This is a genomic window from Microbacterium aurantiacum, from assembly GCF_031625015.1.
Lineage (GTDB): Bacteria > Actinomycetota > Actinomycetes > Actinomycetales > Microbacteriaceae > Microbacterium > Microbacterium aurantiacum.
Map to the genome: position 1 here is coordinate 1,306,370 of NZ_JAHWXH010000001.1, position 21,232 is coordinate 1,327,601.

Genomic DNA, 21,232 nt, shown 5'->3' on the forward strand with positions numbered 1-21,232 from the left:
TCGACTCGGACACCCCATGATTGAGGAGACCTGAATCGGGTCTCATGTCTTGCTTTCAAAGGTGAAAGGGAAGTGCCATGCGCGTTCCGAAGAAGCTGTTCCTGGGGTCGTTGGTCGCCACGGCCGCCCTCGCACTGGCCGCGTGCGCGCCGACCACGGCCGCGCCCGGCGGCGAGGCCGGCGAAGAGGGGCCCGCGTCGATCTCCGTCGGCGTGATCACGAGCGAGACCGGCCCGCTGGCCGGCTACGGCGAGCAGTACCTCGAAGGCTTCCGCGCGGGCCTCGACTACGCCACGGACGGCACGAACGAGGTCGACGGCATCGCGCTCGACGTCGTCTACCGCGACGACGCCGGTGACCCCGACACTGCGGTCACGATCGCCAAGGAGCTCATCGGCGAGGGCGTCAACATCCTCGCCGGGAGCGCGTCGTCGGGCGTCGCCCTGGCGCTCGCCGAGCAGGCCGCGCAGAACCAGGTGCTCTTCCTCTCGGGACCTGCCGCGGCCGACGCCGTCACCGGCATCAACGAGTACACGTTCCGCACCGGTCGTCAGTCGGCGCAGGACGTCGCGACCGCCGGCGGCTTCCTCGACGACATCGAGGGCAAGAAGGTCACCGTCTTCGCGCAGAACAATGCCTTCGGTCAGGGCAACGAGGCCGCGGTCACCGCGATCCTCGGCGGCATGGGTGCCGAGGTGGACAGCGTGCTCGTGGCCGAGGACGTCACCGAGTTCACCCCGTTCGCGCAGCAGGTGCTCTCGGGTGCCCCCGACCTCGTGTTCGTGGCCTGGGCGGGTGCGACCTCCGGCGCCATGTGGCAGGCGATGAGCCAGCAGGGCGTGCTCGACGACATCCCCGTCGTCACCGGTCTCGGCGACGCGGCGACGTTCGGCGCCTACGGCGCGGCATCCGAGCAGATCAGCTTCCTGAACCACTACTTCGCCGGCGGCCCCGACAACGCGGTCAACGACGCGATGATCGAGGCGGTCGAGGCCGAGGGCGGCACGCCCGACCTCTTCACCCCGGACGGCTTCGTCGCCGCGCTCATGCTCGTGCAGGCCGTGGCCGAGGGACAGGGCGACGTCGACGCGATGATCGCGGCGCTCGAAGGCTGGACCTTCGACGGCCCGAAGGGCGAGACCACGGTCCGGGCGAGCGACCACGCGCTCATCCAGGAGATGTACCAGGTGAAGCTCGTCACGAAGGACGGCGAACTCGTCCCCGAGCTCGTGGGCACGGTCGACGCGGAGTCGGTCGCGCCCGCCGAAGCCCCGTGACCTGAAGCCCTCCGAGGAGCATCATGAACGCCCCTGTCCCGTCCGCGCTCCGTGTCGAAGGCCTCGGCCTGCAGATCGGCGGCGCGACCATCCTGGAGGACGTCGACCTCGACGTCCCCGCCGGCAGCCTCGTCGGGGTCATCGGCCCCAACGGTGCCGGGAAGACGACACTGTTCAACGTCCTCTCCGGGATCGCGCGCCCCACCGCGGGCCGCGTCCTCATGGACGGTGAGGACATCACCCGCCTGTCCGTGCCCCAGCGGGCGCGGGCGGGGCTGGGGCGCACCTTCCAGACCTCGAGCCTGTTCCCGCGGCTGAGCGTGCTCGAGAACGTCCGGCTCGCCGCGCAGGTCACGCGCGGCGGCAGCTACTCGCTGCTGCGCTTCCCCCGGCGCTCGGATGCCGCCACCGCCACGGCCCGCGAGAAGCTCGCGCTCGTCGGCCTCGAGCACAAGCTCGACACCGCCGCCGGAGACATCTCGCACGGCGACAAGCGCAAGCTCGAGATCGCGGTGCTGCTGGCCACCGACGCCTCCATCGTGCTGCTGGACGAGCCGATGGCCGGTGTCGGATCGGGCGATGTGCCCGGCCTCGTCGACACCATCCGACGGATGCAGAGCGAGACCGGGGCGACCGTGCTCATGGTCGAGCACCACATCGACGTCCTCATGGGCCTCGTCGACCGGGTCGCGGTGATGTACTCCGGCTCGATCATCGCCTACGACACCCCGCAGCGGATCATGGAGAACCCGACCGTGCAGAGCGCCTACCTCGGGACCGCCGCGTGAGCGCCGTCGCCGAGCCCATCCTCACCGTCGAGCATCTCTCCGGAATGATCGCCGGGCAGCAGGTCGTCCAGGACGTCTCCTTCTCTGTCCCCTCCGTCGGCATCACCGCCGTCCTCGGTCGGAACGGCGTGGGCAAGACCTCCACACTGCGCGGCATCCTGGGTCTCATCTCCCGCCGTGGAGCCGTCACCCTCGCCGGTGAGCGCATCGAGACCCTCCCCACGCACCGCATCGTCCAGCGCGGCGTCGGCTACGTCCCCGAGGACCGCGAGGTCTTCGCGAAGCTCACCGTCGCCGAGAACCTCGCCCTCGCCGAGCGCACCAAGAACCCGCGGCGCGAGTTCGTCGCCGAGCTGTTCCCCGACCTCGTCGCGCGCCGCGGCCAGATGGCCGGGACCCTCTCCGGGGGCCAGCAACAGATGGTGTCGGTGGCCCGCGCACTGCTCAACGACAACCGCATCCTCCTCGTCGACGAACCCACGAAGGGTCTCGCACCGAAGATCGTCGCGCAGGTCGCCGACGCCCTCCGCGAGGCGGCGAAGACCGTGCCGATCCTCCTCGTGGAGCAGAACCTCGAGGTGGTCCGCCGGCTCGCCGACGACGCCGTCGTGATCGCCGGCGGCCAGGTCGTGCACACCGGAACCGCGGCGTCGATCCTCGACGACCGGGCGCTCACGATGCGTCTCCTGGGCGTCAGCGGGGAGGTGCCCGCATGAGCGGCCTCGTCCTCATCCTCATCACCGGCGTGGGCCTCGGCGCCCTGTACTTCCTCGTCGCCTCGGGGCTCAGCCTCATCTACGGCCTCATGCACGTGCTGAACTTCGCGCACGGCGCGTTCCTCACCCTGAGCGCGTTCATCGGCTGGCAGGTCGCGCAGACCCTCGGCACCGACTCGTGGGGATCGTTCCTCGCCTCGGTCGCTGTCGGCGCCGTCGTCGGAGCGGTCTTCGCGACGCTGACCGAGCTCGTGCTCATCCGGCCGCTGTACGAGCGCCACATCGAGCAGGTGCTCATCACCGTCGGCCTCTCCTTCGCCGCCGTCGCGCTGTTCGAAGGCATCTGGGGCACCGACCCGATCAACATCAACGGCCCGGGCTGGCTGCGCGAGACCACCGAGGTGCTCGGTGCCCGCATCCCGAACACCTACTGGGTGCTCATGATCGCCGCGGTCCTCGTGCTCGCCGCCCTCGTGCTGTTCCTGCAGAAGACGCGGTACGGCATGATCATCCGCGCCGGAGTCGAGAACCGCTCGATGGTGACCGCGCTCGGGATCGACGTCCGCCGCTCGTTCACGCTCGTGTTCGCGATCGGCGGGGCGGCAGCCGGCATCGGCGGCGTGCTCGCGATGCACTACTTCACCTTCGTCTCGGCGCACCTGGGCTCGACGCTGCTCATCTTCGCGTTCATCGTGACCGTCATCGGCGGGCTCGGCTCGCTCACCGGCGCCGCGATCGCCTCCGTCGTCGTGGCGGTGCTCCAGCAGTTCGCCAACTTCTACCTCGACGGCACGGGCGACTTCATCGTCGTCGCGCTCCTCGCCGTCGTCCTGCTGGTCCGCCCGCGGGGCATCCTCGGGAGGAAAGCATGACCACCACGACCGGTGTCCCCACCCTCGTCCGCGGCCGCCTCGGCCCGGCCCTGCCCTTCCTCGTCGGCGGCGTGCTCGTCGTCGTCATGGCGGTGCTGCCGCTCCTGAACATCTCGATCCCCGGCATCCTGCCCGGCCCGACCTACACGCCGGGCACGCTCGCGCTCCTGTCGCTGTGCCTCGTGTTCGCCGCGCTCGCCCTCTCGTACAACCTGCTGCTCGGCACGTCCGGGATGCTGTCGTTCGGCCACGCCCTGTACTTCGGCGCCGGCGCCTACGGCCTCGGCGTGGTGCTGCGCTTCCTCGAGGTCCCCCTGTGGCCCGGCATCCTCATCGCGCTCCTCGGCGGGCTCGTGATCGCCCTCGTCACCGGCAGCGTCGCGATGCGGGTGAACGGCATTCCGTTCGCGATGGTCACCCTCGCCTTCGCGCAAGCGGGATCGGTGCTCGTCCGCCGCAACCAGCAGATCACCGGCGGCGAGGAGGGCCTCCGTCTGCCTGTGGAGCACGTGCCCGACTGGCTCGTCGGGGTCGCGAACACCCGCAACCTCTACTGGTTCACGCTCGTCGTGCTCGTCGTCGTCTACCTGGTCGTGCTGTGGGTGGATCGCTCCCGTCTCGGCCACCTGGCCCAGGCGACGCGCGAGAACGAGCTGCGCGTACAGGTTCTGGGACTCCACCCCTACCGCGCCAAGCTCGCCGTGTTCGTCGTCGCCGCCGGCTGCGCGTCGCTGTCCGGCATCGCCTACATGCTCCTGCAGTCGGGCACGCAGCCGAGCGCCGTCGGTGCCGACCTCACCATCACCGTCCTCGTCATGGTGGTCCTCGGTGGCGTCGGCTTCCGTTGGGGTGCCATCGTAGGCGGTGTGCTCTACACGATCCTCGACCAGCGCCTGACGGTGCTCGCGCGGGCCGAGTGGATCCAGGACCTCCCCGGCATCCTGCGGGTGCCCCTGTCCGAGCCGCTGTTCCTGCTCGGCGTGCTGTTCATCCTCGTCGTCCTGTTCCTCCCCGGCGGCATCGCCGGCACCGTCGACGCGGCCGTGCGCCGCCGGCGCGGCGAGCGGACCCGGTCGGAGCTGGCCCGCATGGACGACTCCGCGGAGCCGCGCTCGGAGGTGACGGCGTGACCACCGGCGACGGGGCCCACACCCTCGGGCGGTGGCTGCCCGAACGGGCCGCCGTGTCGGGCTCGCGGATCGCGGTCGACGACCGCGGGGTGACCATCACCTACGCCGCGCTCGATGCCCGCGCCGCCTCCCTCGCCGACGCGCTGCGGGGCGCGGGATACGGACCCGGCGACCGCGTTGCGACTCTGTCGGGCAACTCCATCGACCACATCGTCGCGTTCTTCGCCTGCGCCCGGCTCGGTCTCGCGCTCGTGCCGCTGTCGTGGCGGCTCACCCCCGCCGAACTCGCCGCGCTCGCCGTCCGCACCGACCCGGCGCTGCTCCTCGTCGACGAGGAGCACATCGCCCTCGCCCGGGAGACGCGCGAACGGATGCCGCACGCCGTCCCGACCGCGATCCTCGGGACGACCGGCATCGAGCGCGAGGTCCCCGCCCGCCGCGGCGCCCCCGTGCCGCCTCGGCCGGTCCGCGACGACGATGCGCTGCTGGTCATCTTCACCTCCGGCAGCGAGGCGGCGCCGAAGGGGGTCGTGCTCAGCCACGCCTCGTGCTTCTGGACGAACCACTCGCTCGCCGGAGCGCTGCAGCTCACCGAGGCCGACGTCGTCCTGTCGATGCTGCCCCAGTTCCACGTCGCGAGCTGGAACGTCCAGCCGCTCCTGGCCTGGTGGAGCGGAGCGACCGTCGTGCTCGAGCGCACCTTCCAGCCGGCGCGCGCCCTTCAGCTCATCGCCGACCGCGGCGTGACCGCCGTGATGGGCGTCCCCACGCAGTACCGCATGCTCGCCGACGACGTCGGGTTCGCGGCGTCCGATCTGTCCTCCCTCCGGCACGCGTTCGTGGGTGGCGCGACGATCGATCCGGCGCTCGCCGACGCCTGGGCCGCGCGCGGGGTCCCGCTCGTGCAGGGCTACGGGCTCACCGAGGCCGGCCCGAACGTGCTGCACCTGCCGGCGGCGGAGGCCGCCGCGCATCCCGGCGCGGTGGGCCGACCGTACCGACACGTCGAGACCCGTGTGGTGGACCACGCCACCGGCCTCACCCTGGAGGGGGCGGTGACGGGCGAGCTGTGGGTCCGCGGCCCCGGCATGTTCTCCGGCTACCTCGACGACCCCGAGGCGACCGCGCGAGCGCTCGAGGACGGGTGGCTGCGCACCGGCGATCTCGTGCACCGCGATCACGCCGGGGTGTTCCGCGTCGTCGACCGCATCAAGGAGATCTTCATCACCGGCGGCGAGAACGTCGCTCCGGCGGAGGTCGAGCAGGTGCTCGCCGCGCATCCCGCGGTGGCGGCCGTCGCCGTCGTCGGCGCCCCCGACCCCGTGTGGGGCGAGCGCGGCGTCGCCTTCGTCGCGCGCGCCCCCGGCGCGCCGCTCGGCGCCGACGAGCTCGACGCCCACGCCCGCGGCGTCCTCGCCGCGTACAAGGTGCCGGTCCGGTACGTCTTCGTCGACGACCTGCCGCGCACCGCGCTCGACAAGCCCGCCCGCTCCGTCCTGCGCGCCCGCGCCCGGACCCTCGTCGAGGAGGACGCCCATGAGCGTCGCTGACCCGCACACCGACCCGCGCCCGCTCTCCGCGGCCGGGAAACCGCTGACCTCGCGCGGCGAGGCGACGCGCGGCCGGATCCTGGAGGCCGCCGAGCACGTGTTCGCCGACCTCGGCTATCACGAGGCGTCGATCGTGAAGATCACCGAGCACGCCGGGATCGGACTCGGCACGTTCTACCTGTACTTCGACGGCAAGCAGCAGGTGTTCGAAGAGCTCGTCATCGACCTCAACCGTCGCGTGCGCCGGTCGATGGCGGAGGCGATGGCCGGGGCGACCGATCGCATCAGCGCCGAGCGCGCCGGCTTCGAGGGGTTCTTCCGCTTTACCGCGGCCCACCCCGCGCTGTACCGCGTCGTCCGCGAGGCCGAGTTCGTCTCCCCGGAGACGCTTCGCCTGCACTACACGCGCATCGTCGAGGGCTACGAGTCGGGCCTGCGCGCAGCACAGGCCGATGGCGACGTCGACGAGGCGCTCGATCCCGAGGTGACGGCGTGGGCGCTCATGGGCGCGGGCGAGCTCATCGGCATGCGCTACCTGCTGTGGGAGCGGGACGCCGACGGCGCCCCGCCCGCCGAGATGCCGGCATCCGTCGTCGACGACATGGCCCGGTTCATCCGCAACGCCCTCTCTCCCCGCGCACGCACGGAAGGACCCGCATGACCCAGGACCTGGAGGGCCGCCGCGCCCTCGTCACCGGCGGCGCGAGCGGCATCGGCCTCGCCTGCGCCGAGGAGTTCGCGCGTCGCGGCGCGCACGTCACGATCGCCGACCGGAACGCGGATGCCGCGCACGCCGCGGCCGAGCGGGTCGGCGGGTCGGCCTGGGTCGTGGACCTCTCCGACACGGCCGCGCAGGAGGGCCTGTCGCTCGAGGTCGACATCCTGGTGAACAATGCGGGCATCCAGAAGGTCGCGCCGATCCAGGAGTACGATCCCGAGACCTTCCGCCTCATCCATCGGCTCATGGTCGAGTCGCCGTTCCTGCTCGTGCGCGCCGCCCTTCCGCACATGTACGCGCGCGGCTGGGGACGCGTGATCAACATCTCCAGCGCGCACGGTCTGCGGGCAAGTCCCTTCAAGGTCGCCTACGTCTCCGCCAAACACGCGTTGGAGGGGCTCTCGAAGGTGGTCGCGCTCGAGGGCGGCCCCCACGGCGTGACGAGCAACTGCATCAATCCCGGCTACGTGCGCACGCCCCTCGTCGAACAGCAGATCGCCGATCAGGCGCGGATCCACGGCATCCCCGAGGGTGAGGTGGTCGAGAAGATCATGCTCACCGAGTCGGCCGTCAAGCGCCTCGTCGCCCCGGAGGAGGTCGCCTCGCTCGCCGGCTGGCTGGCGACGGATGCCGCGGGCATGATGACCGGCGCGAGCCTCGCCATGGACGGCGGATGGACCGCGCGATGATCCGCTCCGACAGCGACGCCAACAGCATCGCCCACAGGACCGTCGAGGTCCCCGTCCGCGGCGGCGCGCTCACCGTCGGGATCTGGGGATCCGACGATCCCGACGCCCCCACGGTCGTCCTCATCCACGGGGTCACGGCGTCGCACCTCGCGTGGACCCACACCGCCGCGCACCTCGCGGGCGTCCGTCTCGTCGCCCCCGACCTCCGCGGACGCGGGCGGAGCAACGGCGTCGACGGGCCCGCCGGCATGGCGGCGCACGCCGACGATCTCGCGGCCGTCGTCGCGCACCTCGGCGTGCGTCCCGGCATCGTGGTGGGGCACTCGATGGGGGCGTTCGTCGCCGTCGCCCTCGCACACCGGCACCCCGATCTCGTCACCCGCCTCGTGCTCGTCGACGGGGGGCTCCCCTTGGCGACCCCCGCCGGACTGTCGGCCGAGGAGCTCGTCGCCGCGATCCTCGGGCCTACGGCCGAGCGGTTGCGCATGCGCTTCGCGGGGCCCGAGGAGTATCTCGACTTCTGGCGGCCGCATCCGGCCTTCCGAGAGGTCTGGGATGAGACGCTCGAGGCGTACTTCGCGTACGACCTCACCCCCGACGGCGACGCGTTCCGGCCGGCGACGAGCTACGCCACCACAGTGGAGGACACCGTCGACCTCAACGGCGGATCCACGACCGTTCCGGACGCGCTCGCGGCGCTGCGGCATCCGACCTCGTTCGTGACGGTGCCGCGCGGCCTGCAGGACCAGGTGCCGGGGCTGTACCCGCCGACGCACCTGGAGGCGCTGCTGGCCGCGCACCCGCAGATCGTCCACGAGCGCTGGGACGGGTTCAACCACTACACCGTCGTGATGTCGGATGCCGGCGGCCGGCGGATGGCCGAGCGCCTGCGCGTCGAGCTCGCGCGCTGATCACCCCGACACCGCGCGGCGGATGACGGCGCCGGCGGGTCAGGTGAAGACCTGGACGAAACGCTCGTGGTACCCGGTCGCGCCGTCGGGGGCGACGGCGGCGCGGTCGGCGGTCTGCACATCGCCCGTGACGCTCACGGCGCGGCAGCGGATGAGGTGGTCGCCGGGATCGGCGGTCCACGGGAAGCTCCACTGCACCCAGGTGTCGTCGGAGATCGCGGCCGCGAGGGCCGCGTCCTGCCAGGGGCCGTCGTCGATCTGCACCTGGACGCCTGCGATGCCGACGTGCTGCTGCCACGCCATCCCGGCGATGACCGTGTCGCCCGCGCGGAGGCCCTGCTCGCGGCGCGGCACGTCGATGCGCGACTGCAGCTTGATCGGCCCGCGCTCCGACCACCCGCGGGTCGACCAGTAGGCCTGCTTCCGGTCGAATCGCGTCACCTCGAGTTCGGTGACCCACTTCGTCGCCGACACGTAGCCGTAGAGGCCGGGCACGACCATCCGCACCGGGAAGCCGTGCTCGACGGGGAGCGGCTCGCCGTTCATCCCCACCGCGAGGATCGACTCGCGCTCGTCGGTGAGAGCTTCGATCGGGGTCGACGCGCTGAAACCGTCGATCGACCACGAGAGCACCATGTCGGCATCCGCCGACGGTTCCGCGCGGGCGAGCAGCTCGCGGATCGGGTAGCCGAGCCATCGGGCGTTTCCGATGAGGTCGCCGCCGACCGGGTTCGACACGCAGGCGAGGGTCGTGACGCTCTCGCGGAGGGGGAGGGCGAGCAGCTCGTCCCAGGTCAGCGTGATCTCGCGCGCGACCATGCCGTGGATGCGGAGACTCCAGTCGGCCGGATCGATCTCGGGGACGACGAGGGCGGTGTCGATCCGGTAGAACGCGTCATTCGGGGTGATGACGCGAGCGAGGCCAGGGAGGTCGAGCTCGGCTCCCGCGGGGATCGGGGGCGCCGTCACGGCGGGGGTGGGAAGGCGCAGCGCCGAGCGGATCGCGTCCACGGCGACCGTGCCGGAGGTGCGGATGGCGCCCACGAAGGCCGCCAGGATGCCGATGGTCACCGCCCCACCGCTGTACGCGAGGAACGTGCGGCGGTCCGGCGCGGGCGACGGACCGGGGGAGGTGTCCTCGTCGGAAGCGCCCGGGGTCTCCGCGGGCCGGAGGCGCCCTGTGAGGAACCACAGCGCGCCCGCCGACACCGCGGCGGCGATCACCGACGGTATCCAGGCCAGGAGCCCCGCATCCGGCCGCGTGGCAGCCACGATCGCGCCCGCGACCCCGACCGCTGCGAAGATCACGCGGCCCCACGGCGGGCGTGCCACCTCGAGCAGACCGGCGACGGCGGCGACGGCGAGGAGCACGACGGCGATGCCGACGAGGAGGGCCACCTTGTCGCCGGTGCCGAACAGGGCGATCGCGGCATCCTTCGCCCATGCCGGTGCGGCGTCGATGAGCCCGCCGCCGATCGCGGCGAAGGGGCTGGATGCCGGGGCCACGAGCGCCGCCACGGCCTCCCCGATGCCCGCGCCGAGCACCACGGACGCCACGCCGGCGAGGGCGGCGAGGGGGCGCGGGACTCGGCGCGACGGGGCGGATTCGGGCACGGATTCAGCGTACGTCCGAGCCCGCGGGCGCGGGGCGGACGTCACAGATCCATAAGGTCTGCGCGACATCCCTGACACCTCGGGGAACGCGCACGGCAGTGTGAGCGGACACATTGACACGTCGGATGACGCCCGCCTAGGGTGCGTGGGAGCGCTCTCTGAGAACGCTCCCACGCTGCGATGCCGCACGGGGCCACCGAACACGACGAGGATGTCTGAATCGATGCGAAGGATCATCGGGCTGCGCGCGGTCGCCGCAGCTGCACTCGCCTCACTCTTGGGAGCCGGCCTCGTGCCGACTGCCGCGACGGCGGCCGAGGGGACCGTCACGACCCTGTACGACTACGAGACGGGCGACTCGACCCACATCCAATGGGGCGCTGCCGGCGCCGGCATCCAGCCCGTGGCGGAGGCCGGGACCGGATCGTGGTCGGACACCGAGCCCAATGAGCGCGTGCTCTCCTACGGCTTCGATCTGACGGCCGACCCGTTCTTCGGCGGCGTCGGGTACGAGTTCACCGGCGGGGCTCCGGCACAGGACTGGAGCGCCTACGACGGCGTGCAGTTCTGGATGCACAGCGACGGCGCGGACGCGACCATCCAGGTCGAGATCCTCGACGCCGTCAGCGGCTCCTCCGCCGTCCACGACCGCTGGGACGTCGACGTTCCGCTCGGTGCGGCCGGGTGGCGCCTCGTGCAGCTGCCCTTCTCGGCGTTCTCGTACGGCACCGACTACCAGGACTCCGGCGCCCCCGCCGACGGGACGCTCGACCTCGACTTCGTCCGCGGCCTCCTCTTCCCCGCCGTCAGCGGCAAGGCGACGATCAAGCTCGACGAGGTCTCCCTCTACGCCGGGGCCGACGTCGCCCCGAGCATCGGCGTGACGACCACCTCCCTCAGCGTCACCGAGGGCGAGGACGCCGTCATCCCGGTGCGCCTGTCCGCGGCATCCGCGTCGGAGGTGACCGTGTCGGTGTCCACCGAGGACGGCTCGGCCGTCGCCGGGACGGACTACACCGCCGTCACCGAGACGCTCACGCTCGCCGCCGGCGAGCAGGACGCGCAGATCACCATTCCGACGACCGGCGACGACGTCGCCGAGGGCAACCGCTCGTTCGCGGTCGTGCTCAGTGACGCCTCCGGCGCCACGCTCGGAGCCTCACGCGCCGAGATCCTCATCCGCGACGACGACGAGGTCGCCGCGGGTGAGCTGTCCCTCCTGACCGACGTCGTGGAGGATTTCGAGGCGGAGTTGGTGTTGGGGGATCCTGCGGCGGTGCCGCCGTTGGGGTGGTTCTCGGCGCAGGGTGCGGGGAACGTTCCGACGTTCGAGCGGTCGGTGGATGCCGGTCGTCCGGGTGCTGGATCCGATAACGATGTGCTGGCGCTGAGCATGAACACGGCGTCGTGGGCTGTGGTGATCGACACGTTCACCGAGGACGGCTCGTCGTGGCAGACGCAGGACTGGAGCGATGCCCGCGGGGTGGGCTTCTGGATGCGGGGCAGCAACTCGGGTGCGCCGATGTTCGTGGACCTGCTGGACAACCGGAACCCGGACTCGACGGTCGATGACGCCGAGCGGTTCTCGGTGCGCTTCGTCGACGACTGGTCGGGGTGGCGGTTCGTGGAGCTGCCGTTCGCGGACTTCACGCGGAAGAACATCGGCAACGGTGCACCGGATGACGGCCTGACCCTGACGGAGATGCACGGGTTCGGCATCGGCGTGGAGCAGACCTCCCCGGCCGTCACCGCCGACATCGCCATCGACGACATCACCCTCGTGGGGGCTTCGGACGCGAACCGTCCGGTCGTCATCAACACCGCGCGGGCGATCTTCACCGTCGCGGAGGGCGAGGACGCCGAGGTCACCGTGCGCCTGACGCGGGCAGCGGACGCCGACGTCACGGTCGACTTCACCACGGAGGAGGCGACCGACCGGACCTCGACCGAGGACCCGTCGGCCACCGCCGACCGCGACTACGTCACCACCTCGGGAACCGTCACGATCCCCGCCGGCGAGCGCGACGCCACCATCACGGTGCCGACGATCGCCGACGGCAAGGCGGAGGTCGACGAGACCTTCCTCGTGCGCCTGTCGAACCCGGTCGGTGCGGAGCTCAACCCCCTCGCCCTCGCGCGCGTCAGCATCGTCGACGCCGACCCGGCGATCCCGGGCATCATCGACGACTTCGAGAAGGGCACCGCGGGGCTCGACCCCGTCGGCGCCGCCACCCTGTCGACGCGGGAGATCGCCGAGACGGATGCCGACGCCTACGCGGACCAGGACCGATGGGACAACGTCCTCGACGTCACGGTCGGCGGCGACGGCACGGGCGGCTTCGGCCGGACGTTCCCCGAACCGCGCGACATGAGCGACCAGGCGGGTCTGGGCTTCTGGTTCCAGGGCCAGGGCGACGGCGGCGAGGTGACGGTGCGCGTGCAGGATGGCGAGCCCGTGGCGGCGGCCTCCGAGGACTGGGAGCTGCGCTGGTCGGACGAGTTCGACGCCGCAGCGGGCACTCCCGCGGATCCGCGCTACTGGACCTACGAGACCGGGGGCTGGGGCTGGGGCAACGACGAGTTGCAGTACTACACCGACTCGACCGACAACGCCGCGCACGACGGCGAGGGCAACATGGTGATCACGACCCGCGCGGTCGAGGATCCGGCCGCGGCGGGCCTTGAGTGCTGGTACGGCGACTGCGAATACACCTCCGCGCGTCTGGTCACCGAGGACAAGCTCGAGGTCAAGCACGGGCGTATCGAGGCGCGGGCGCAGATGCCCGACGGCGAAGCGGGGATCTGGCCGGCGATCTGGTCGCTCGGCAACGACTTCCGCGAGGTCGGCTGGCCGCGCACCGGCGAGATCGACATCATGGAGTTCGTCGGGAAGCTGCCCGAGGAGATCTTCGGCACCATCCACGGGCCGGGCTACTCCGGCGGTCAGGCGTACGGCAACACGTACGACTTCGGTGAGAACCTCGGCGGCCAGTGGCTGACGTTCTCGGTGGAGTGGGAAGAGGGCGAGATCCGCTGGTACGTCCAGCGGGACGGCGGCGAGGAGATCCTCTTCCACACCGCCACGCCCGAGGACGTCGCCCCGAGCGACTGGGTGTACGAGCACCCGTTCTTCCTGATCATGAACATGGCCGTGGGCGGCAACTTCGGCGGCCCGCTCGCCGACACGCTGACCTTCCCGCAGGAGCTGAAGGTCGACTACATCCGGGTGTTCCAGGGACCCGACACCGCCGAGCGCTTCGAGACGACCTTCGTCGACGACGAGGCCGGATGGCGCTTCGTGGAGCTGCCGTTCGAGGCGTTCGACCGCGCGGCCGAGCAGCCCGACGGTGCGGCGGACGACGGGTTCGGCCGCACGGCCGTGACCGGCTACGAGATCCTCGTCGAGGGAACGGATGCCGCGGCCGACGCCGCTCCGTTCGCCGCCGCGGACGGTGCGGTGAGCGTGGACCGCGTGCAGACGCTCGCCGAGATCTCGGACCCGACCCCCGGACCCGGCGACGGTGACGGTGACGGTGGTCCGGGCGACGGTGACGGTGACGGGTCCACCCCCGGAACCGGCTCCGGCTCGACTCCGGGCACGGGCACGGGCACGGGCACGGGCACCGGTTCCGGCACGGGCTCCGGTGACCTCGCGGTCACCGGCGGCGGGAACGGCCTGGTCGGTGCGATGATCGCGGCACTGCTCCTCCTCCTCGGAGCGGTCCTGGTCCGCCGGAAGGTCGGACGCGCCTGACCCGTCGGGGCACCGGTACGCACATCCCGCGCACCGGTGCCCCGACCGGCAGGTCGACACACTCCGGTAACACCCCCCGGACTAGAGTCTTCGCATGGGTGATCTGTTCGACGGCTACGGCTCCACGGTGGCGCCCCGCAAGACCCCCTCGGGGGTCCCCGCGTTCGATGAGATGTTCGGCAGCCCCGATCATCCCGGCGCTCCCGCCCCCTCGCGAGAGGCGTATCGCGAGCTCTACCAGGCGCTCGCGCAGATGACGCAGGAAGAGCTGCGCGGCCGCACCGACTCGCTCGCGAGCTCCTACCTCGCGCAGGGCGTGACGTTCGACTTCGCAGGCGAGGAGCGTCCGTTCCCCCTCGACGCGGTTCCGCGGATCATCGCCTACGAGGAGTGGTCGCGCGTCGAAGCCGGCGTCAAGCAGCGCGTCAAGGCGCTCGAGGCGTTCCTCGACGACGCCTACGGTCACCAGCACTGCGTCCGCGACGGCATCCTGCCCGCAGGCCTCATCGCCTCATCGCAGTACTTCTACCGGCAGGCCGCCGGCATCCACTCGGCCAACGGAGTGCGCATCCAGGTTTCCGGGATCGATCTGATCCGCGACGAGCACGGCGAGATGCGCGTCCTCGAAGACAACGTGCGGGTGCCGTCGGGTGTCTCCTATGTCATCTCGAACCGGCGGGTCATGGCCCAGACCCTCCCGGAGCTGTTCGTGTCGATGCGGGTGCGTCCCGTCGGCGACTACCCGAACAAGCTCCTGGCGGCGCTCCGGGCCTCGGCTCCCGGAGGCATCGAGGACCCCAACGTCGTCGTGCTCACCCCTGGCGTCTACAACTCGGCGTACTTCGAGCACACCCTCCTCGCCCGCCTCATGGGCGTGGAACTGGTCGAGGGACGCGACCTGCTGTGCGTCGGCGGCAAGGTCTTCATGCGCACGACGCGCGGACCGAAGCGGGTGGACGTGATCTACCGCCGGGTCGACGACGACTTCCTCGATCCGCTGCAGTTCCGCGCGGACTCGATGCTCGGGGCACCGGGGCTCCTCCTCGCCGCGCGCCTGGGCAACGTCACGATCGCCAACGCGGTCGGCAACGGCGTCGCCGACGACAAGCTCCTCTACACCTATGTGCCCGACCTGATCCGGTACTACCTCGCCGAGGAGCCGATCCTGAAGAACGTCGACACATGGCGCCTGGAAGATCCGAACGCGCTCGAGGAGGTCCTCGACCGGCTGGACGAACTCGTCGTGAAGCCCGTCGACGGCTCGGGCGGCAAGGGGCTCGTGGTCGGACCCGACGCGTCGCCCGCGGAACTCGAGAGCCTCCGCAAGCGTCTCCTCGCCGACCCCCGCGGATGGATCGCGCAGCCCGTCGTGATGCTGTCGACGATCCCGACCCTGGTCGAGGACGGCATGCGCCCCCGGCACGCCGACCTCCGCCCCTTCGCGGTCAACGACGGCGACGACATCTGGGTGCTCCCCGGCGGCCTCACCCGCGTTGCCCTCCCCGAGAACCAGCTGGTGGTCAACTCCAGCCAGGGCGGCGGCTCGAAGGACACGTGGATCGTCGGCGGTTCGGCTCCCTCGCACGTCGAGTACGGGCAGGGGAACGGGGTCTCGGGACTCGTCGCCGACCAGGCGGCGGTGACCGCGGCCATCCCGATCATCTACGACGGCCAACCCGCCCCCACCCATTCACCGCAGGATCGACCTCGATCGCGCACCGAGCAGCAGGAGCAGCAGCAACAGCAGTCGACGCAGGATGCGACGGGGGGTGACGACGCATGCTGAGTCGCATCGCCGAGTCGTTGTTCTGGATCGGGCGGTACATCGAGCGCGCCGACGGCACCGCGCGCATCCTCGACGTCCACCTGCAGCTGCTGCTCGAGGACCCGTGGATGGACGAGGACACCGCCTGCCGCTCGCTCCTGAGCGTCATGGGGTCCTCCGCACTCGCCCCCGACGCGTCCGTCCCCGTCCGTCGCGAAGACGTCCTTCAGCACCTCGCCGTGGATCGCTCCAACCCCGCGAGCATCGCCTACGCCCTCTCCGCCGCCCGCGAGAACGCGCGTCGTGCTCGCGAGATCGTGTCGACGGAACTCTGGGAGACGCTCAACACCACCAGTGCCCGGATGCCGCGGCGGCTGCACCCCGACAAGGTGCACGACTTCTTCCAGTGGGTGCGCGAGCGGACGGCGCTGGCCGTCGGCGTCGTGGACTCCTCCACGAGCCGCGACGAGGCGTGGCAGTTCTTCACCCTGGGCCGGAGCATCGAGCGCGCCGACATGACCGCGCGTCTGCTCGCCACGCGGTCCCTCACGCAGGTGTCCGGTCCCTCGTGGACGACGATCCTGCGCTCCTGCGGGGCGTACGAGGCGTACCTCCGCACGTACCGGGGCGTGCCGAGCGCACGCAACGCCGCGGAGTTCCTGCTGTTGGACCGCCTGTTCCCGCGCTCGATCATCTTCTCCATCCAGCACGCGGAGCAGTGCATGAGCGCCATCGACCCCCGCGCCGATCGTGTCGGCCATTCCAACACCGTCCTGCGGGCTCTGGGGCAGATCCGCAACGATCTCGAGTACCGCCCGATCTCCGAGATCCTGGGCGAGCTCCCGCAGCACATGCGTCGGGTCCAGAAGGTCACGCGCGAGGCATCCGAAGCGATCCGGTCGCGGTTCTTCCCCACGCAAGCCGAGCCCAGCTGGATCGGAGAGATCTCATGAAGAGACTGCGCATCGAGCACCAGACCGGGTTCTCCTACCCCGGCGACGTCTCGGCGTCGTACAACGAGGCGCGGATGCTGCCGAACTCGACCGACAGCCAGTTCGTGCTGAACTCCTCGCTCGACATCGAGCCGCAGGCCTCGGTCAACCAGTACGTCGACTACTTCGGCACACGCGTGGCGTCTTTCGACGTGCTCTCGCCGCACTCGTCCCTGTCGATCACGGCACGCTCGTTGGTCGAGGTGCGCCCGCGGCCCCTCGAGCACGCCGATCTGACGTGGCACGACCTGGCACAGGAGGCGTCGCGCTCGATCGAGACCGTCGAGCAGATGAGCCAGACCGCGCGTACCCTTCCGCACCCCGAGGTGGCCGAGCTCGCCCGCGGCATCGCCGCGCAGCATTCGCGTCCGAGCGAGGCGGCGCACGCGATCGCCGTCGCGATCGGCGACGCGGTGGAGTACGTCCACGGCGTGACCGAGGTCCACTCCACGGCGGGTGAGGCCTGGACCGCGCGCAAGGGCGTCTGTCAGGACATCGCGCACATCACCCTCGGCGCGCTCCGCGAGGTCGGCATCCCGGCGCGGTACGTCTCGGGCTACCTCCACCCCCGACCGGATGCCGAGGTCGGCGTCGCGGTCACAGGCGAGTCCCACGCCTGGGTCGAGTGGTTCGCGGGGGAGTGGCAGGGGTTCGATCCCACGAACAACATCGAGATCGGCGACCGCCACGTGCTCGTCGGTCGCGGTCGCGACTACAACGACGTCCCGCCGCTCCGCGGCGTCTACGCCGGCCCGTTCAAGAGCCAGCTGCACGTGAAGGTCACGATCACCCGCGAGGCCTGAGCCCCGCCCCCCTCCGTGGCCGCGAGACTGCATCCTCCGGTCGAAACTGCGTGCGGCGCGTGCAGTCTCGACCGGAGGATGCAGTCTCGGCGTCAGTGAGAGGTGGGGGTCAGGACTCGGCGGCGGTGACGCGGGAGTCGAGGTCGTCGGGGTCGAGGTCGGCGCCGGCGAACGCGGCGGTGCGGGGGAGCTCGAGGTGCAGGTCGGTTCCGATGCAGACCGCGACGCGCCCGCGGTCGAGGACGTAGTCCTGGATGTGCCCGCCGCCGGTGCGATCGGCGCCCAGGAAGTGCGCGTGGTACCCGGGGACCGAGACGCCGCGCTCGAATGCGGGAGTGCGGAACCCCACCACCGTGCCCTCGACATCGGCGAACTCCGCGATGCTCTCGTGCTCGGTGACCTCGTCCAGGCGCGGATAGGGGTGCTCCTGCGCCGCGACCGCCCGGACGCGCACGCGGGAGAAGACGCCGTCCACGCGCACCGCGTAGAGGTAGTTCGTCGAGCCGAGCGTCGCGTCGATCCTCGCGGTGAGCTCCGCCCGCGTCGTCGGCGCGGTGACCTCGAGTTCACGATGGGCGACGAAACGGGTCACGACCGCGAACGGCGTGCGTGCGGCATCCGTCGCCTCTTCCGCGGAGCCGTCCTCGCGGAGGCGGAAGCACGTGCCGTCGAGCAGCACCATCTCACCGTCGAGCGCGTCGAAGGTGCCGAGCCCGAAGTCGCCGCGCTCGCGAAGGGTGCCGACCGTCGTGTCGCCGTCGAGGACGCCGTCGAGCAGCGCGGCGATGACGCTCGTCTGGTGGAAGGTGTGCCGCGCGGTCTCCATCCCCTGACCGTAGCCCCCGCCCGGGGTCAGCGGGCGGCGGGGCCGGTGGACTCGCGGACCAGGAGGTGGGTGGGGACGAGCGAGGTCGCGAGGCCCTCGGTCACCGTGTGGTTCAGAACCCCGAGCAGGCGAGTGGCGGCGATGCGCCCCGCCTGTTGGACGTCGCCCGCGATCGTCGTGAGCGGCGGGTCGCAGAAGGCGGAACCGAAGATGTCGTCGCAGCCGACGACGCTGAGGTCGTCCGGGACGGACACGCCCTTCCGTCGAAGGCGCTGCAGGATGCCGATCGCGAGGAGGTCGTTGAACGTCAGGCACGCCGTGGCGCCGGTCACGAGCAGGGCATCCGCGGCGGCCGCCCCGCCGGTCAGGTTGGGCGGGTAGGGACCGACCAGGACGGGTTCGAGACCCTGCCCGGTCACCTGCTCCTCGAACTCCTTCCACCGCCACCGGTTCTGCCAGGATTCCGGGGGCCCGGAGACGAACGCGATCCGACGGTGCCCCAGCGCGCGCAAGTGTTCGATGGCCTGAATCAGTCCGACACGGATGTCGATCAGCACGCTCGGGATGTGCTCGTGGCGGCGGTTGATGACCGCCAAGGGAAGGCGCGTCGCGGCGTCCCGCAGCGCGTCGGAGTCGAGCCGCGTGGCGGAGAGGATCGCGCCGTCAACGACGCCCTCGAGCTGAGCGAGCACCTCGGCCTCGGTGCGCCCGGATTCGCCGGTATCGATCAGGAGCTGCATGTAACCGGCGGTACGCAGCTGCTCCTGGGTCGACCGGATGATGTCGAAGTAGAACGGGTTGGTCACATCCGGCACGAGGAGAGCGACGAGGCCGCGTCGCTCTGATCGGCGAGCGGGCGCGCCGTACCCGAGCTCGCGGGCGGCGGCGAGGATCCGTTCTCGAGTCTGTTCGTTGATGCGCCCGGGCTGGTTCAGGGCGCGCGACACCGTCGACGCCGCGACGCCCGCGCGGCGGGCGACGTCCTGGGCGGTCACGCGGTCCATGAAGTCCTTCGTCGATGGCAAGATGTGGCAAGAACATACACGATCATGGCGGCGATAGACGCCCGGTGATAGCGGTGAGGCGAATTCGCCCTGTCCGCTGATGAGCGGCATCCGTCGGAGCAATGGCAAGATTTGGCAATCAGTTGACGCTTCGTTCCGGCGCCGTTTCCATGATGAGTGGCGATTGCACCTTCGCCATCCAATGACGCAACGAAGGTAAGAACGATGAAGTCGATGAAGACCGCTGTCGGCCTGCTGGCTGTCGGAGCCTTGCTCCTCTCCGGCTGCAGCGCCGGATCCACCCCCGCACCCTCCGATGGGGAAGCCGCGTCCGGCGGCACCCTGCGCATCGGTCAGATCGGTGACGTCACATCCTGGGACCCCGCTCAGGCGCACGTCGGTCACCAGCTCCTTCCGTACCAGATCGTCTACGACACCCTGCTCCTCCGCGAGCCGGACGGCACTCTCGCGCCGATGCTCGCCACCGCGTGGGAGTACGACGACACCCGCACCGTGCTGACCCTCGATCTCCGCACCGACGTGACGTTCTCCGACGGGGAGCCGTTCGACGCCGACGCCGTGAAGACGAACCTCGAGAGCTTCAAGGCCGGAAACGGTCGACAGGCGGTTCAGCTCACGCAGTTCGAGTCCGCCACCGTCGTCGACGAGGACACCGTGGAGATCACCCTCGCCGAGCCCGACCCCGCCATGGAGTACTACCTCAGCCAGGCGGCGGGCCTCATGGCCAGCCCGGCGGCGATCGAGGCGGGCACCCTGGAGACCTCGCCGGTCGGCACCGGTCCCTACGAGTTCGACGCGGGCAACTCGACCCGTGACTCGCAGGCGACCTTCACGGCGCGTGAGGACTACTGGAACCCCGAGCTGCAGAAGTTCGACAGCGTGGAGCTCCGCATCCTCGACGAGCTGTCGGCGCGCGTGAACGCAGCGGTCTCCGGGCAGGTGGATTACACCACCCTGGATGCCCGCTCCGCACAGCAGGCGCTCGACACCGGACTCGAGATCATCCCCGATTACCAGGTCGACTGGACGGGTCTGACCATCTTCGATCGGGAAGGCGCACTGAACCCCGCGCTGGCCGACCCGCGCGTCCGCCAGGCGATGAACTACGCCATCGATCGGGAGACGCTCCTCGAGGAGCTGCAGCTCGGATACGGAACCGCGACCAGCCAGGTCTTCGGCCCCGAGAGCGGCGCCTACCTCGAGGACCTCGAGGACTACTACCCCTATGACCCGGATCGCGCCCGCGAGCTGCTCGCCGAAGCCGGCTACGCCGACGGCTTCGAGCTCACGCTTCCCGTGATCTCCGGGTTCGCCACGCAGGTCACGGCCATGTCGCAGCAGCTCGCCGACGTGGGGATCACGGTCGTGCAGGAGTCTGTCGCGGCACCGAACTACGTCGCCGACGCCGTGCAGTCGAAGTTCCAGGCGTTCAACTTCAACCTCTTCCAGGGTGAGGCGTGGGTCGCGATCAACCAGATCATCGCTCCGACCGCGACGTTCAACCCGTTCGGCACCACGTCGCCGGAGCCCCAGGAGCTCCTCGACGTGGTCCAGGCCGGTGGTGAGGACAGCGAGGCCGCCGCGCAGGCGGTGAACGAGTACGTCACCGAGAACGCCTGGTTCGTGCCGCTGTACCGCATCGATCAGATCGCGGTGTACGACCCGGAGGTGCTGAGCGTCGAGGCGCAGGTGCAGCAGGCGATCCCGTCGATCTACAACTTCGCCCCCGCCTCCTGAGGGATCCCTCCTCCGGACGATGCGGTGCGGCAGCCCCGTGCTGCCGCACCGCATCCCGACCCCGA

At 70.8% G+C, this 21,232-nt stretch carries 17 protein-coding genes; 14 read left to right on the forward strand and 3 right to left on the reverse strand.

From position 1 onward, the window contains the following. Positions 1-77: 77 nt before the first annotated feature. The 9 genes from KZC50_RS06145 to KZC50_RS06185 are packed head-to-tail and all read left to right on the forward strand — an operon-like array spanning position 78 to position 8,651. On the forward strand, positions 78-1,277 hold the full coding sequence (locus tag KZC50_RS06145) for a substrate-binding domain-containing protein (protein WP_053547052.1): 1,200 nt from the start codon (positions 78-80) through the stop codon (positions 1,275-1,277). A gap of 23 nt (positions 1,278-1,300) precedes the next feature. Further along, positions 1,301-2,065, forward strand: a complete 765-nt coding sequence (locus tag KZC50_RS06150) for an ABC transporter ATP-binding protein (protein WP_236967196.1) — start codon at positions 1,301-1,303, stop codon at positions 2,063-2,065. 44 nt (positions 2,066-2,109) lie between these two features. Continuing rightward, positions 2,110-2,781: an ABC transporter ATP-binding protein gene (locus KZC50_RS06155; protein WP_310891542.1), complete on the forward strand. Its 672-nt coding sequence runs from the start codon at positions 2,110-2,112 to the stop codon at positions 2,779-2,781. Further along, positions 2,778-3,653, forward strand: coding sequence for a branched-chain amino acid ABC transporter permease (locus tag KZC50_RS06160; RefSeq protein WP_310891015.1), 876 nt, complete (start codon positions 2,778-2,780; stop codon positions 3,651-3,653). The genes KZC50_RS06155 and KZC50_RS06160 overlap by 4 nt, the downstream gene beginning before the upstream one ends. Continuing rightward, positions 3,650-4,783, forward strand: a complete 1,134-nt coding sequence (locus KZC50_RS06165; protein WP_053547055.1) for a branched-chain amino acid ABC transporter permease — start codon at positions 3,650-3,652, stop codon at positions 4,781-4,783. Before KZC50_RS06160 ends, KZC50_RS06165 begins: the two co-directional genes overlap by 4 nt. Further along, a complete protein-coding gene (locus tag KZC50_RS06170) occupies positions 4,780-6,333 on the forward strand; it encodes a class I adenylate-forming enzyme family protein (RefSeq protein ID WP_310891016.1) in 1,554 nt (517 codons plus the stop codon). The genes KZC50_RS06165 and KZC50_RS06170 overlap by 4 nt, the downstream gene beginning before the upstream one ends. Further along, positions 6,320-6,994, forward strand: coding sequence for a TetR/AcrR family transcriptional regulator (locus KZC50_RS06175; RefSeq protein ID WP_236967200.1), 675 nt, complete (start codon positions 6,320-6,322; stop codon positions 6,992-6,994). Before KZC50_RS06170 ends, KZC50_RS06175 begins: the two co-directional genes overlap by 14 nt. After that, positions 6,991-7,740: a 3-hydroxybutyrate dehydrogenase gene (locus KZC50_RS06180; protein ID WP_310891017.1), complete on the forward strand. Its 750-nt coding sequence runs from the start codon at positions 6,991-6,993 to the stop codon at positions 7,738-7,740. Before KZC50_RS06175 ends, KZC50_RS06180 begins: the two co-directional genes overlap by 4 nt. After that, a complete protein-coding gene (locus KZC50_RS06185) occupies positions 7,737-8,651 on the forward strand; it encodes an alpha/beta fold hydrolase (RefSeq protein ID WP_310891018.1) in 915 nt (304 codons plus the stop codon). Before KZC50_RS06180 ends, KZC50_RS06185 begins: the two co-directional genes overlap by 4 nt. 39 nt (positions 8,652-8,690) lie before the next feature. Here KZC50_RS06185 and KZC50_RS06190 read toward each other — a convergent pair whose 3' ends face one another. Continuing rightward, positions 8,691-10,265, reverse strand: coding sequence for a molybdopterin-dependent oxidoreductase (locus KZC50_RS06190; RefSeq protein ID WP_310891019.1), 1,575 nt, complete (start codon positions 10,263-10,265; stop codon positions 8,691-8,693). A 223-nt stretch (positions 10,266-10,488) separates the two neighbouring features. Between KZC50_RS06190 and KZC50_RS06195 the strand changes: the two genes are divergently transcribed. The 4 genes from KZC50_RS06195 to KZC50_RS06210 all read left to right on the forward strand — a co-directional run bounded on the left by KZC50_RS06195 (position 10,489) and on the right by KZC50_RS06210 (position 17,579). Then, positions 10,489-14,019, forward strand: coding sequence for a carbohydrate binding domain-containing protein (locus KZC50_RS06195; protein WP_310891020.1), 3,531 nt, complete (start codon positions 10,489-10,491; stop codon positions 14,017-14,019). Between the two features lie 94 nt (positions 14,020-14,113). Continuing rightward, positions 14,114-15,805, forward strand: coding sequence for a circularly permuted type 2 ATP-grasp protein (locus KZC50_RS06200; RefSeq protein ID WP_053547060.1), 1,692 nt, complete (start codon positions 14,114-14,116; stop codon positions 15,803-15,805). Further along, positions 15,799-16,737, forward strand: coding sequence for an alpha-E domain-containing protein (locus KZC50_RS06205; RefSeq protein ID WP_310891021.1), 939 nt, complete (start codon positions 15,799-15,801; stop codon positions 16,735-16,737). Before KZC50_RS06200 ends, KZC50_RS06205 begins: the two co-directional genes overlap by 7 nt. Beyond that, the gene (locus KZC50_RS06210; protein WP_301133937.1) at positions 16,734-17,579 is read left to right on the forward strand and encodes a transglutaminase family protein; all 846 of its coding nucleotides are present in this window, start codon (positions 16,734-16,736) and stop codon (positions 17,577-17,579) included. Before KZC50_RS06205 ends, KZC50_RS06210 begins: the two co-directional genes overlap by 4 nt. Before the next feature lie 109 nt (positions 17,580-17,688). Here KZC50_RS06210 and budA read toward each other — a convergent pair whose 3' ends face one another. Next, complete coding sequence (budA, locus tag KZC50_RS06215) at positions 17,689-18,405, reverse strand: acetolactate decarboxylase (protein WP_310891022.1); 717 nt, start codon at positions 18,403-18,405, stop codon at positions 17,689-17,691. A gap of 26 nt (positions 18,406-18,431) precedes the next feature. After that, positions 18,432-19,409, reverse strand: a complete 978-nt coding sequence (locus KZC50_RS06220; RefSeq protein ID WP_310891023.1) for a LacI family DNA-binding transcriptional regulator — start codon at positions 19,407-19,409, stop codon at positions 18,432-18,434. Between the two features lie 234 nt (positions 19,410-19,643). Between KZC50_RS06220 and KZC50_RS06225 the strand changes: the two genes are divergently transcribed. Further along, positions 19,644-21,167, forward strand: a complete 1,524-nt coding sequence (locus KZC50_RS06225) for an ABC transporter substrate-binding protein (protein WP_310891024.1) — start codon at positions 19,644-19,646, stop codon at positions 21,165-21,167. The last annotated feature ends 65 nt before the right edge of the window (positions 21,168-21,232 follow it).

Coding starts and splice junctions, on each gene's coding strand:
- KZC50_RS06160 (WP_310891015.1), top strand. CDS start 2,778: ATGAGCGGCCTCGTCCTCATCCTCATCACCGGCGTGGGCCTCGGCGCC.
- KZC50_RS06150 (WP_236967196.1), top strand. CDS start 1,301: ATGAACGCCCCTGTCCCGTCCGCGCTCCGTGTCGAAGGCCTCGGCCTG.
- KZC50_RS06145 (WP_053547052.1), top strand. CDS start 78: ATGCGCGTTCCGAAGAAGCTGTTCCTGGGGTCGTTGGTCGCCACGGCC.
- KZC50_RS06225 (WP_310891024.1), top strand. CDS start 19,644: ATGAAGACCGCTGTCGGCCTGCTGGCTGTCGGAGCCTTGCTCCTCTCC.
- KZC50_RS06210 (WP_301133937.1), top strand. CDS start 16,734: ATGAAGAGACTGCGCATCGAGCACCAGACCGGGTTCTCCTACCCCGGC.
- KZC50_RS06205 (WP_310891021.1), top strand. CDS start 15,799: ATGCTGAGTCGCATCGCCGAGTCGTTGTTCTGGATCGGGCGGTACATC.
- KZC50_RS06185 (WP_310891018.1), top strand. CDS start 7,737: ATGATCCGCTCCGACAGCGACGCCAACAGCATCGCCCACAGGACCGTC.
- KZC50_RS06175 (WP_236967200.1), top strand. CDS start 6,320: ATGAGCGTCGCTGACCCGCACACCGACCCGCGCCCGCTCTCCGCGGCC.
- KZC50_RS06220 (WP_310891023.1), bottom strand. CDS start 19,409: ATGGACCGCGTGACCGCCCAGGACGTCGCCCGCCGCGCGGGCGTCGCG.
- KZC50_RS06155 (WP_310891542.1), top strand. CDS start 2,110: ATGATCGCCGGGCAGCAGGTCGTCCAGGACGTCTCCTTCTCTGTCCCC.
- KZC50_RS06195 (WP_310891020.1), top strand. CDS start 10,489: ATGCGAAGGATCATCGGGCTGCGCGCGGTCGCCGCAGCTGCACTCGCC.
- budA (WP_310891022.1), bottom strand. CDS start 18,405: ATGGAGACCGCGCGGCACACCTTCCACCAGACGAGCGTCATCGCCGCG.
- KZC50_RS06165 (WP_053547055.1), top strand. CDS start 3,650: ATGACCACCACGACCGGTGTCCCCACCCTCGTCCGCGGCCGCCTCGGC.
- KZC50_RS06180 (WP_310891017.1), top strand. CDS start 6,991: ATGACCCAGGACCTGGAGGGCCGCCGCGCCCTCGTCACCGGCGGCGCG.
- KZC50_RS06200 (WP_053547060.1), top strand. CDS start 14,114: ATGGGTGATCTGTTCGACGGCTACGGCTCCACGGTGGCGCCCCGCAAG.